Genomic DNA, 13,377 nt, shown 5'->3' on the forward strand with positions numbered 1-13,377 from the left:
TCATTTGGTTAGTAAAGTTTTATCCAATAATCGGATGAAAAGTAAATGACGGCATTTGACATTTAGCATTTATCAAGAACAAAATGCAACCGGTAAGCTTGGAATATTTAAGATGATGGGTAGGCACGCCGATTAAGTTTTCGGCTCTTGATTGATTATAAACACCCTTCTATAATGTTTCTCTGGAGTCTTATCAGTATAGAAAATTGTGATGTTAAAGAAATAAGTGCCATAGGGCGGGAACTGTTTTTTATGGATATCTATTCCATCCCAGCAATCATTGAGACTGCAACATTGCATTACTAAATCTCCCCAGCGATTATACATACTTATTTCGTACGCAACAGCAGTATTACTAATAGTATCAGAAAAACAAAGCTTGAAAGTGGAGTCGAGTGAAAAACCGATTTCATAACCCACATCAGTTACTAGTAGAGTTGTATTCCCTTCATTTAAAACAAAGAGTTGCAAGAGGAAAAAACCGTTGCACATTTTAAATCCTACTTTCCCGTTACAACCCCGATAATAGCCTCGGCGACACGTTCTCCGTCCATAGCGGCGGAAACAATACCCCCCGCATAGCCTGCACCTTCGCCGCAAGGATATAAACCGCTTATTTGCGGGTGCTGTAAACTTTCTTTGTCACGAGGGATGCGAACAGGGGAGGATGTGCGCGATTCTACCCCTACTAACACCGCATCATTGGTGTAGTAGCCCCGCATTTTTTTGCCGAAGGCTTGCAAACCTCCCCGCAAACGGGTGGCAACTTCAGCGGGTAATACATCATCTAATGAAACAGGGGTTACTCCCGGTATGTAAGAGGTTTCAGGTAATGACGAGGATATTTTTTTATTTACAAAATCAGTTACCCGTTGTGCTGGGGCGGTAAGGTTGCTGCCGCCTTTTACAAAGGCACGTTGTTCAATTTCAGCTTGCAAATACATGGCGGCCAAGGGTCCGTGTTTGGCAAATTTTTGCCAGTCTTTTTCTTCAATGCTCACCACCATGCCGCTATTGGCAAACTTACCGTTGCGTTTGCTGGGGCTCCAGCCGTTTACCACCACCTCACCCGGTGCGGTTGATGCAGGTGCAATAATTCCACCCGGGCACATACAAAAACTAAACACTCCTCTGCCGTTCACTTGCTCCACCAAACTGTAACTGCTGGGCGGCAAAAACTCACTACGCACATCACAGTGGTATTGGATACGGTCAATCAGTTCTTGCGGATGCTCAATGCGCACACCCAAGGCAAAGGGTTTCGCTTCAATTTCGATTCCCTTTTTATGAAGCAACTCAAAAATATCGCGGGCACTGTGTCCGGTGGCCAGTATGATATGTCGGGCGACAAACTCTTCACCGTCCGCAGTTTGTACTCGTTGCAGTTGGTTGTTTTGATGAATAATATCCGTTACCCGCTTATTAAAAAGTACTTTACCGCCAAAACGGATAATGGTCTCACGCATGGCAGCTACAATATCGGGCAGTTTATTGGTGCCAATGTGCGGGTGGGCTTCGTAGGCAATGTTTTCAGCGGCACCATGCTCTACAAATACCTGTAATATTTTGGCAACGTTACCGCGTTTATTGCTGCGCGTGTATAGCTTACCGTCGCTGTAAGTACCGGCTCCGCCTTCGCCAAAGCAATAGTTACTATCGGGGTTTACCACACGGTCTTTGTTGATGGCTGCTAAATCGCGGCGACGTTCTCTAACATCCTTGCCCCGTTCTAATATCACGGGCCGTATGCCTGCCTCAAGCAAGCGCAACGCCGCAAACATTCCCGCAGGGCCTGCACCGATGATAATTACCTCGTGAGGGGCATTTGTACAATCGTGATAATTCGTAGGATTTTCAAAAAGGGGAACAGCGGGAAGTTTTCCTGCCCCGTCGGTTTTCAACACGTATTCGATGACCAAACGGACGATAATGTTCGCTTTTCGGGCATCAATCGATTTTTTACGGATTTTCCAATCAGAAATTTTATCAACATCTATACGCAGCTTTTCAGCAAGGCGCAGCAATGTTTTTTCGGGAAAAAAAGCCTCTTCAGGCGAGAGATATAGTTCAGTTGTATTGTTCATAAGTTAGGTTTCTATCCTAAAATGTTACTGCAATTTTAATTAAAAAATTAAAAAGCCCATTTTTGCAGCAAAAATCCTGCCATGAGAGATATAGAGCATTTGAAGAAAATGGCCACACAAGTGCGCCGAGATATAGTGAGACAAGTACACGCAGCTAAGTCGGGACACCCCGGCGGGTCGTTGGGTTGCGCCGATTACCTTACCGCCTTGTACTTTGATGTAATGCAACATACCCCCCAGCCGTTTGATATGACGGGTAAGGGGCAGGATGTTTTTGTACTGAGCAACGGTCATATTTCGCCTGTGTTCTACTCAGTGCTTGCCCGCAGCGGGTATTTTGATGTAAAAGAACTTAGCACTTTCCGTAATATAAACTCACGTTTGCAAGGCCACCCTGCTACCCACGAGGGCTTGCCCGGTGTGCGAATTGCCAGCGGTTCATTGGGTCAGGGGCTTTCTGTTGCAGCAGGTATTGCTTTAGGCAAAAAGCTGGAAAACGAGAACAACCTTGTATTTGCCCTATGCGGTGATGGTGAGTTGCAAGAAGGCCAGATTTGGGAAGCGGTGATGTATGCCGCCCACAACAAGGTGGATAACCTGATAGTAGCGGTTGATTTTAACGGCCAGCAAATTGACGGCAGCACCAAAGACATCATGGGCTTTACAAGCCTTAGAGAGAAGTTTGAAGCTTTTGGCTGGCAAATACTTGAAATGGATGGTAACGTGATGGAAGAAGTGGTAGCTACACTTGAAAAAGCAAAAGCGATGGCTTTTAACGGCAAACCTACCATGATAGTAATGAAAACCGAAATGGGTGCAGGCGTTGATTTTATGATGGGTAGCCACAAATGGCACGGTATAGCTCCTAACGATGAGCAATTGGCAGCCGCATTGGCACAATTGCCTGAAACGTTTGGTGATTATTAAGAGTTTTGGGTTTACGGTTGTAAGTTAAATACGTTTACAAAGCATCCCCTCTTAAGGTAAAATTAACTGTAAACCAAAAACTTAAAACTGTAAACTGATATAATAAAAGGCACAGTTTTTTCATTGATACAATGAACACTACGGAAAATTAAAGGATGAACGGATATAAAAAATACCTGTTGGCCGCTTTGCTGAGCCTATTTATGCTGCCCTCGTTTTCGCAAAAAAAGACAAGGATTTTGTTTTTGCTGGATGCATCGGGTAGTATGTGGGCAAAGATGGAGAAGGACAATCGTATGACGGTTGCTAAAAACCTTCTCAGTAAGATGGTTGACAGCCTTAAAACCTTTGATTTTGTTGAGGTTGGTTTGCGTGTGTATGGGCATACCAGCCCTAAAGCTGCCCAAAATTGCAAAGACACCCGTTTAGAAGTTCCTTTTGGGAAAGACAATGCCGAAGACATTAAAAAGAAACTGCAAGGGATAAAGCCCAGCGGTACCACACTGATAGCCTATTCGCTTACACAGGCCGCCTATGATTTTCCCAACCAACCGGGTTGGCGAAACATTATTATTTTGATTACCGACGGTATTGAAGAATGCGACGGCGACCCCTGTGCTGTTTCAGAAGCCTTGCAAAAACAAGGCGTAATGCTTCGTCCGTTTGTTATCGGGGTGGGCGGTAATGAAAATTTTGCGGGTGCTTTTGAGTGTGTAGGCAGGTATTTTGATGCCAAAACCGAAGGTGATTTTGAGAGTATTTTGGGCACGGTAGTTTCGCAAGCGTTAAACGCAACAACGGCTCAGGTAAACTTGCTGGATATAAAAGGCAGGGCGACTGAAACCAATGTGAACATGACGTTTTACGACTCGCGCAGCCACAAAATAATTTATAACTACATACACACGATGAACGACAGGGGAGTGCCCGATACCTTGGTGCTCGACCCCGGTTATAAGTACGATATGGTAGTGCATACCTTGCCGCCAGTGTATAAATACGGTATTGAGGTGATGCCCGGCAAACACAACATTATTGCTGTGGATGCCCCGCAAGGAGATTTGATGCTGAAAATGGACGGACTTACCAACTATGAGCGCGTATTTGCACGCGTAATGCAAGGCGGGAAAACCGAAACCATTAACGTGCAGGAGTTTAATACCCGACGCAAGCTGATTGTGGGCAAATACGATTTAGAGGTGCTTACTACACCGCGCGTGTACATGAACAACGTGTCGATAGACCAAAGCACTACTACTACGGTAACTATTCCGCAGCCCGGTAAACTAATTTTACTATTGGGTAATGAGTTTACGGGGGGTATTTTTACCATGAATAAGAACAACAATTTTGAGTGGGTAGCCGATTTTGACCCTAAAAACCGTAAACAAACCATATTGTTGCAACCTGGTAAATACAAGTTGATTTTCAGGCCGATGAAGGCCAATTTAACAGTGCTTACTTCTGAACGTGAGTTTGAAATCACATCAGGGGGAGCTACAAATATTAATTTGAATTAAAAATTTACGGGTTAGCTGAGGGCTTTACAGCAGTCCTCGGTTCACCAATAAGTCAGTAACTGAAAAATGAAACACTACGATATACTGGACAAGAAAGATACCCGCTCTGGTTTTGGGGCAGGTTTGTTAGAATTAGGAAAAACCAACCCTAATGTAGTAGCCCTTTGCGCCGACCTTACCGGGTCGTTGAAAATGGATGCCTTCCAAAAAGAGTTCCCGCAACGCTTTTTCCAAGTAGGTATTGCAGAGGCAAACATGATGGGCTTGGCCGCAGGTTTAGCAACCACCGGTAAAATACCCTTTACAGGAACGTTTGCTAACTTTTCTACCGGCCGTGTTTTCGATCAAATTCGCCAGTCTATCGCATACTCGGATAAGAACGTAAAAATATGTGCTTCACACGCTGGTTTAACCTTGGGTGAAGACGGAGCTACCCACCAGATATTAGAAGACCTTGGGCTGATGAAAATGCTACCCGGTATGACGGTGATTAACCCCTGCGATTTTAACCAAACCAAAGCCGCTACCATAGCTATTGCTAATCACCACGGTCCTGTTTACTTGCGTTTTGGCCGCCCTGTAGTGCCAAACTTTACTGCACCCGACCAAAAATTTGAGATTGGTAAAGCAGTAATGCTGAACGAAGGTACCGATGTAACCATTGTTTGTACAGGCCATTTAGTATGGAAGTGTATCGAAGCCGGACATATTTTGGCCGAGAAAGGTATCAGTGCCGAAATAATAAATATACACACCATTAAACCTTTGGATGAAACTGCCATCTTACAGTCAGTTGCAAAAACCAAATGCGTAGTAACCGCCGAAGAACACCAAATGAACGGAGGCTTGGGAGACAGTGTATGCCAGTTATTGGCACGCACCACCCCTGCACCTGTTGAGATGGTTGCCGTAAAAGATACTTTTGGCGAAAGCGGTACTCCCGAAGCATTGATGACAAAATACGGATTGGATGCTCCTGATGTGGTAACTGCCGTACAAAAGGTTTTGCAACGCAAAGGATAAATTGCGTACATAACCTTACACCGTAGTTGAGCGAGGCAAACCCCCAAATAAGCGAAGATGAGCAACTGGTGCGCCAGTTTAAAGACGAACGCACGCGCAGCCTTGCCCTACACCTCATTATTAAAAAATATGAGAAGAAGGTGTATTGGCACATACGCAAGATTTTAATTGACCACGACGATACCGACGATGCCCTTCAAAACACCTTTATCAAGGTGTGGGAAAACCTCTTAAATTTTAGAGAAGACAGTAAGCTGTACACTTGGTTGTACCGTATTGCCACCAACGAGGCCTTGGCTATTTTGAAAAAGAAGCGCACCCGCTTCTTTTTGCCGCTTGTAGATGTTGAAGCTGAGTTAAGCTCAAAAATTGACAATAGCAGCCATTATACAGGCAATGAAATTGAGCGCAAGCTGCAAAAGGCTCTGCTGAAACTGCCCGAAAAACAACGTATAGTGTTTAATATGAAGTATTATGACGATATGAAGTATGAAGACATGAGCGAGGTGTTAGGTACCAGTGTGGGCGCATTAAAGGCATCGTACCACCATGCCGTAAAAAAAATTGAAAGATTTTTAGAAAGTGATTAAACCATAAGCTGTTATACTTATCAAATACACAAATGGAACCGAATGACGAACATATACGAAAGCTGACAGGCAACTCAAAACCCGAGGAAAACTTTAAAGTCCCTCAGGGTTATTTCGAAGCGTTTTCTTCTACCGTAAAAGAAAAAATTGAGAGTAGGTCGCAACCCAAAAAGGCACCCTTTTACAGTGTTTTTTTACGCCCCGTGTTTTCAATCCCGGTGGCAGCGATTATTGTGATTGTGGCAGGGTATTTTGTGTTCTTTTCATCCCCAACGCCTGAACAACCGGTGCTTGTAACTGCCGAAATGCAGGACACATTAGATATTAGCGAAGAAGCCATCGAAGAGTACTTGGCAAATGATATTGAACTGGTGGGTGTGGATGAAACACTGGATGAAGATATACTGGTGTATGTGCTTGAAGCTGATGATGATAAAGTATCGGTAGAAACGGTGGATAGTAAAGGCCGCTCAGGGGTTATAAAGGACAGCGCCGCTGAATTGGATGCGGAGGATATTGAAGAGTATTTGCTTGAACACGCCGACGAAACATTATTTGAAAACCTTTGATAATAACAACGAGTATGAAAAAGATAATAATAGCATTATTGATGGGTTGCTTTGCGGTGAGCGCATTTGCACAACCCGATAAGGAAAAGATTAAAGAGCTTAAAGTGGAGTTTTTGAAAAAGAAACTGGCTCTTACTGAGGATGAAGAGAAAAAATTTATGCCTTTGTACGAGAAGTTTATGACGGAGAGCGAGGAGCTACGCAAAACGTTTAAAACAGACATTGATTTAGAGGATGTTGACCTAACCTTTATGACCGATGCCGAATGCGAAAAACTGATTAATGATATTATAGAGTTTAAGCAAAAAGAGGTGGATTTGATTAAAAAACACACGGCTGAGTTTAAGAAAGTGTTGCCTGTGAAAAAGGTAGCGATGATTTTTAAGGCCGAGGTAGAGTTTAGGAAGCACCTGTTTAAAAAGCTGAAAGATAAACGCAAAGACAAGAAAAAAGGGGATAAGGGTGATAAAGGCGACAAGGGAGACAAAGGCAAGAAGGGTAAAAAAGATGTGCCTGAAACAGAAGACGAAGAATAATAGAGACGTTTATAGATATCTATAAAAAAAATGCAGGCGGCCCATTGGGGCCGCCTGTTTAGTTTAGCTTTAGCAATCCTTTGTGGGAATATTTTTCAGGGGTATACTTAGTACACTTTAAAACTCACTTTTGTGGCGTTTTGCAACAGTTCATCGCTAACCATATAAACAGGATAATTACTTTCAGAAGCACTGATAGTGTATTGCTTTGTACCCGATAGGTTGCGTTTGCCAAGCCGCACCTCAACAACACCGGGCGAGGGGTTAAAATCTGTTTCGGCATCGCCATCCTGCACACGGATAATCACCGGGCTGCTTGCTTGGTCTTTAAACAGCAATACCCAATTACCGGGCTTAGTATTAAAAACCAATTTTTGTTCGGCATCAATACTCACACTGTCAAGTTTACTTACCAATTCGGCAGGTTTCACAGGTTGCGGCCTGAAACGGAAATACAGTGCAAGGTTCCAAACCATTGCTGATGAATCCACCAAACGCTGCATCATATACTTTTTACCATCCTTAACAAAAAAGGCAGTGTTTACTGATTTATCAGGATTTTCAATCAGCACCAAAACGCCGTTTCTATACTCAAAACAACCAATCACTTTCACTTCCTTGTTTTCATTCAACGAATTAAAATAATCAGCTCGTTTATCCTCGGGGATTAAGTTATCCAGCTCTTTAGCCGATGATTTAACGTAAAGTTTTTTCATCGCCTTCCAGTCTGATTTCCGTACAACAGAAACCAATTCAGTAAGGGTTTGGTAGGGTGTGGCTTTATCACTTTTACCGCTAAAACCGGCAGAGGTTTCCTGTATAATATTGTTTTGTCCTGAGGCAAATAACTGCCCTTTAAGAGTGTAACTAATAAACCCGTTATTGATGGCATCGGGTTTTATTCCGGGCAATGAAGCGGGTATCTTTATTTCCAAATCACCTATCGTATAATCAGGGTACTTGTTTTGAGCATTAGCTGCATAAGGGACGGTGAGTAGCATAAGTAGTAAAACTTTTTTCATAACGGATGAATTAGAAGGTAAACTCGGGTGTATCTATCCCTTGAAACAAAACATAGTCAACAGAGTAAGAGGCCATACCCCATCCACCGGTAACAGTGCCCACTATTTTTATTTTGCCCAATGTGCCTTTTATTTTTCCTTGCATGGGCGGGGGAGCAAAGCAATAATTACCGCTAAAACCTAACCCTTCAATAACCACTTGTAAATCGGCAGTAATAAAACCCGCTGCTAACGAAACCCCTAACCCACCACTTATGCTGCCATTGGCAGCAAAATCGGCACAAATTTGCGGAGCCCCCACACATTGGGTGGTAGCGTTAATAGCTAATGATGCGTTGAGCGATGCTCCGCATAAAAAATCAGCAGTGGCAACATATGGAATGCCGTAGAATGGGAAACGGCAATTAATACCGTACGACCAATTCATTTGGCCCTCGTACTTAGTTTGGCCCTTTATAAACGTATTGCAGCACTCTTGAAAGGTGGCGCGGCTAAATTGTCCGTTGGGTACAAGGCTGCCGCCGCTGTTACACCGCCGGCCTGAGATAACATCAATGATGTTTTGGATAGGATCGGCACTAAAGTTTATTTGCAAAGATTGGGTAGTAACCTTGTCTTTGTTAACGGCCTTGATAGAAGCATTTTTTGTTATTGCGCCTGAGGTGACCGACAAAGGAATGTCAACCACTTCCCACATCGCCGATGGCCCTACATTTAAGGGGACATAAATGAGATTGTTTGCAGGGCAACCGTTTCCGTTAAAAGTTACTTGGGTAACTGCGGGCACAGCAGTGTTTGTGCCTACACACATTTGTGTTGCTGCAAAGGTTTGCAAAGTGCCTGTGTTGGGAGGCATAATGCGGGTATCAGAATAGGAAACACCCTGTACAGTATAAGTTACTGTTATCGGACCGCCCGCAAACCCTGCCGGAACTGCCGCAACCACATTAGTACCCGAAAATTGCCCGAAAGGGGTTTGCCAAGTTACATCGCCCGAACCGGGGTAGGGAGTGGCCGAAAGTGTAACAAAACCGTTGGAGCAAACAGGGTCGTTATCCATGGTTACCTTAATACTGTATATAGTAACGGGTACATCGTATGAGCCTATTTTATTTACAATATCGTGCGTGGCGTTTGGGTCGCCTGCATGTATTGAGCATCCTCCGCAGTTGTATGTGTCAATCACATTACCGTCTCCACCTCCACCCGATGGGCGACTAAATGTAACGTCGTAGTTTCCCGTTATTTTAGCCTGTACAGATGTGCCTGCCGCAGGGGCGTTGGCCATATCGGGTTTAAGTGTTCCGGTCCAGTTAATGGTTTGGTTGGGGCCAATGTTAAGTTGATTAGGTACGACACTCCATTGTATGGGGCCTTCAGAAACAATGTTTACATTACCCGATTCGTACTTGTCGGTGGTTTTGCCTTGTTGACCCTGATAGGTGCTAAATTGCCCCGTTTGCTTGCTTAAGAACAGCTCGTGCTGCGCACTGGCTACGGGCGCAAAGAACAAAATGAACAGCACCACATAAATAGCGGTAAATAGTTTGTTCATAGGCGTAGTTGTTTTGGTAAAGGTTAGTTAACCTCTATCAAAATTATAGAAAAAAAACTGAATAAAAGAAAGTTAATTAATTGATAAAAAGAGGGATAAGTGTTTTTGAAGGCATAAAAAAAGCCCCCGATAACTTATCGGGGGCTTTAATACAGTGTATAGATAAAGGGGAGTTAAACCAATTCAACATCTAACGATGTGTCGGTTTTTACCACCTTGGCAACGTTGTGTTTGGTAAGGCCTTTAATGGCAGTGTCCCACTTTTTGCCGCTAAGTGCTGCTGCTTCTTTCAAATCAGCCAAAGACATGGTGTTGTGTTTTTTCAAAATGTCAAGCACCAGCTTTTCATCAGCAGTTAATTCTACTTCCGTTTCTTTCTTCTCAGGGCGCATTTGAGGGAAGAACAACACGTCTTGAATAGAGTTTGAGTTGGTCATAATCATACTCAAACGGTCGATACCAATACCCAAACCTGCTGTTGGCGGCATACCGTATTCAAGCGCACGAAGGAAGTCCTCGTCAAGCACCATTGCTTCTTCATCACCGCGTTTGCCCAGTTCCAATTGCTCTTCAAAGCGTTGGCGTTGGTCAATCGGGTCGTTCAATTCGCTAAAGCTGTTGCAAATCTCTTTGCCGTTACATATTGCTTCAAAACGTTCCACCAAGCCGGGCTCGGTGCGGTGTTTTTTTGCCAGTGGCGACATTTCTACAGGGTAATCCATGATGAAAGTAGGCTGTATCAAAAGCGGTTCTACTTTAGCACCAAAAATCTCATCAATAATTTTACCCCTGCCCATAGTGCTGTCGATATGAATACCCATGTTGCGAGCTGCCGCAGCCATTTCCTCTTCGGTCATTTTGCTCACATCAACACCGGTAAACTCTTGTATAGCACCGTACATGGTGTAGCGTTTCCAAGGACGTTTAAAGTTTATAACGTTTGGTCCGCAAACTACCTCAGTAGTGCCGTGCAGGTTCAGCGCAATTTGCTCTACCATCTCTTCAACCAAGTCCATCATCCAGTAGTAGTCTTTATACGCAACGTACAACTCAATCTGGGTAAACTCAGGATTGTGGAAACGGCTCATCCCCTCGTTACGGAAGTCTTTCGAAAACTCATACACACCGTCATAGCCGCCTACAATCAGGCGTTTCAAGTACAACTCGTTGGCTATGCGCAGGTATAGCGTCATATCCAAAGTGTTGTGGTGGGTTTTAAACGGACGAGCTGCGGCACCACCGTACATAGGCTGCAAAATGGGCGTTTCTACCTCCAAATACCCTTTTTCGTTCAGGTATTGGCGCATGGTGTTCATCAGTTTGGTACGTTTTATAAACGTTTCGCGCACGTGTGGGTTTACAATCAAATCCACATAGCGCATACGGTAGCGTTGCTCAGGGTCGTTAAAAGCATCAAACACCTCACCGTCTTTTTCTTTTACAATCGGCAATGATTTTATTGCCTTGCTCAAAAACTTAAACTCAGTAACGTGTATTGATATTTCGCCTGTTTGTGTGGTAAACACATGGCCCTTTACCCCAATAATATCCCCAATATCCACCAGTTTCTTAAAAACAGGATTATACAAGGTTTTATCCTCACCGGGGCAAATCTCATCACGGTTCACATATATCTGTATCTTACCCTTACTGTCTTGCAAAACAGCAAAAGCAGCCTTACCCATATCGCGTACCATCATTACGCGGCCGGCTATTGATATGTCCTTAAACTCACCGGCCTTCTCAGGGGTGTAGTTTTCTAAAATGTTTACAGTTGAGGCGTTTACCTCAAAAAGTTCAGCAGGGAAGGGTTCAATCCCCAACTCACGCAATTGGTCAATCTTTTGCCTGCGTAAAAGTTCCTGTTCGTTTAATTCCATTCGTACGTTTCAAAAAAATTTGCGCGAAGATAACCTGATTTGGCAAAAGGTTGAATAAATAGCTGCGACACGGCTTAAATAAAATTACGAATCAAATTGTTTGTAACCTGCTTAATTTTAATGCGTTATTTTAAAAATAATATTCGAACTTCGTATAAGTGCCTTTAGGTTTATAAAACTATTGTTGGTTTTAAACATTATCAGCTATGAAAAAACTATACTTTCTTTTAACAGTTGTGTTTTTCTCTCTTTCAGCTTCAGGCCAGCAAATTATTTCTGTTGCACCCAATACGGTAAACACCGGTACACAAAACACCGTGTTGATATCAACCACGGGTATTTTCTTAAGCCCTTCATCCACAGTTAATTTTGGCGCGGGCATTGTTGTAAAAAATACTGAAGTGATGCAAGGGCAGATGTTGCGGGCTACCATTGATGTGGATGCCTCAGCAACAACGGGCACAAGGACAATTACTCTAACTTCTGACGGGAAACAACTTACGTACGATGATTTTAATGTAGTGGATATGGGCAGTATGGTTACCGCTTCTATTGAGGTGGTGCCTGTACAGAAGATATACCTTACCGACCTTGATCCGAATAATCCTGATTTAGCACCGCTGTTGTTTAGTGTTACCGTGAATAATGATAATAAGCAGCGCACTCTTAAAATATCATTAATAATACGGGGAGATGAAACAGGGGAGTGGGGTTATGCAACAAAAACCTTAACTAATACCGCGCCCAATGCTGTGGTAAGGTTTAACAATAAAGAGTTTGATACTTATAAGGTTAATACTAATAATCGTACAAAACTGGATGAAGCAGCCAAGCAAGGTCGCCTGCCTACGGATGTATATGAGTATTATATTGAGGTGTTTGACGGGAATACAAAGTTAACCGAAGCCAGTGGCCGCAATATTTTGGATAACCCGATAGCCCGCCCCGAGTTAATCGGTCCCGGTAACGAAATAAGTCTTCAACCGGAGGTAATTAATACTGCTACTCCGTTTTTTCAATGGTTTTCACAAGCCACTTCGCACATAATATCGGTGTATCCTGTTTTTCAAGGACAAACAACCCGTGAAGAAATAGCATTGAACCGCCCGGCATGGAGGCAGGAAAATGTGGCAGGCAAAAATATTTTATACCCCGTATCAGCCGAGTTGTTGCAAGAAGGTACAACGTATGCTTGGCAAGTGGTTGGTGTAGTACACGGCGCAAAAGGCGACGAGAAGATATATAGTGATATGTTTTGGTTTACCTATAAAAAGGCTGAGCTGAAAAACACCCCTTATTCGCGGATACTTATCGAGCCTGAGATGCCTACGGTTAAAACAGGTGAGGTGACCAAATTTACCGTGTACGGAATTGACGAAAAAAATGTGCGCCACGATATTGGCGATAAAGTGGTTTGGAAAGTACTGCCTGCATCGTTGGGGAGCATTAACAGCGGAGGATATTTTACCGCAGGAAAACAGCCCGAAAATGTGGCAGTGGTAGCCCAATACGGCAGCGACCAAGTTTTTGCCGATGTTACCATTGTACAGAATACAGCGGCGCTTTCGGCAGGATGGGATATGGAATTGTTTATGAAAAAGCTGTTTGGCTTACCATAAACAATTTGAAGTGGATAACGATTGCTCCCTACCTTTTACTCTTTTAAACTAG

At 43.5% G+C, this 13,377-nt stretch carries 12 protein-coding genes; 7 read left to right on the forward strand and 5 right to left on the reverse strand.

What is annotated here, in order from left to right; translation table 11 throughout:
• Positions 1–132 precede the first annotated feature (132 nt).
• Together F9K23_16140 and F9K23_16145 are read right to left on the reverse strand one after the other, a co-directional pair.
• Positions 133–492: a hypothetical protein gene (locus F9K23_16140; GenBank protein ID KAB2913772.1), complete on the reverse strand. Its 360-nt coding sequence runs from the start codon at positions 490–492 to the stop codon at positions 133–135.
• A gap of 8 nt (positions 493–500) precedes the next feature.
• Positions 501–2,084 carry an FAD-binding protein gene (locus tag F9K23_16145; GenBank protein ID KAB2913773.1) on the reverse strand — a complete coding sequence of 528 codons (1,584 nt, stop codon included), beginning with the start codon at positions 2,082–2,084 and terminating at the stop codon, positions 501–503.
• An 81-nt stretch (positions 2,085–2,165) separates the two neighbouring features.
• Between F9K23_16145 and F9K23_16150 the strand changes: the two genes are divergently transcribed.
• From F9K23_16150 to F9K23_16175, 6 genes are all read left to right on the forward strand, one after another.
• On the forward strand, positions 2,166–3,011 hold the full coding sequence (locus F9K23_16150; protein ID KAB2913774.1) for a transketolase: 846 nt from the start codon (positions 2,166–2,168) through the stop codon (positions 3,009–3,011).
• Between the two features lie 155 nt (positions 3,012–3,166).
• Positions 3,167–4,531, forward strand: a complete 1,365-nt coding sequence (locus F9K23_16155; protein KAB2913775.1) for a VWA domain-containing protein — start codon at positions 3,167–3,169, stop codon at positions 4,529–4,531.
• Between the two features lie 66 nt (positions 4,532–4,597).
• The gene (locus F9K23_16160) at positions 4,598–5,554 is read left to right on the forward strand and encodes a transketolase family protein (GenBank protein ID KAB2913776.1); all 957 of its coding nucleotides are present in this window, start codon (positions 4,598–4,600) and stop codon (positions 5,552–5,554) included.
• A gap of 47 nt (positions 5,555–5,601) precedes the next feature.
• Positions 5,602–6,144 carry an RNA polymerase sigma factor gene (locus tag F9K23_16165; protein KAB2913819.1) on the forward strand — a complete coding sequence of 181 codons (543 nt, stop codon included), beginning with the start codon at positions 5,602–5,604 and terminating at the stop codon, positions 6,142–6,144.
• Positions 6,145–6,176: 32 nt separating this feature from the next.
• Complete coding sequence (locus F9K23_16170; GenBank protein ID KAB2913777.1) at positions 6,177–6,713, forward strand: hypothetical protein; 537 nt, start codon at positions 6,177–6,179, stop codon at positions 6,711–6,713.
• A 14-nt stretch (positions 6,714–6,727) separates the two neighbouring features.
• The gene (locus tag F9K23_16175; protein KAB2913778.1) at positions 6,728–7,249 is read left to right on the forward strand and encodes a hypothetical protein; all 522 of its coding nucleotides are present in this window, start codon (positions 6,728–6,730) and stop codon (positions 7,247–7,249) included.
• A gap of 107 nt (positions 7,250–7,356) precedes the next feature.
• On the opposite strand, the gene F9K23_16180 is transcribed toward F9K23_16175, so the two are convergent.
• The 3 genes from F9K23_16180 to lysS all read right to left on the reverse strand — a co-directional run bounded on the left by F9K23_16180 (position 7,357) and on the right by lysS (position 11,706).
• Positions 7,357–8,271, reverse strand: coding sequence for a hypothetical protein (locus F9K23_16180; GenBank protein KAB2913779.1), 915 nt, complete (start codon positions 8,269–8,271; stop codon positions 7,357–7,359).
• 10 nt (positions 8,272–8,281) lie between these two features.
• Entirely contained in the window at positions 8,282–9,826 is a 1,545-nt protein-coding gene (locus F9K23_16185; GenBank protein ID KAB2913780.1) for a hypothetical protein, read from the reverse strand.
• A gap of 173 nt (positions 9,827–9,999) precedes the next feature.
• Positions 10,000–11,706, reverse strand: coding sequence for a lysine--tRNA ligase (lysS, locus tag F9K23_16190; protein ID KAB2913781.1), 1,707 nt, complete (start codon positions 11,704–11,706; stop codon positions 10,000–10,002).
• Between the two features lie 206 nt (positions 11,707–11,912).
• Here lysS and F9K23_16195 point away from each other — a divergent pair, with 206 nt between their 5' ends.
• Positions 11,913–13,325: a hypothetical protein gene (locus tag F9K23_16195; GenBank protein KAB2913782.1), complete on the forward strand. Its 1,413-nt coding sequence runs from the start codon at positions 11,913–11,915 to the stop codon at positions 13,323–13,325.
• Positions 13,326–13,377 lie beyond the last annotated feature (52 nt).

It is taken from the genome of Bacteroidota bacterium, from assembly GCA_008933805.1.
GTDB lineage: Bacteria > Bacteroidota > Bacteroidia > UBA8524 > UBA8524 > SB11.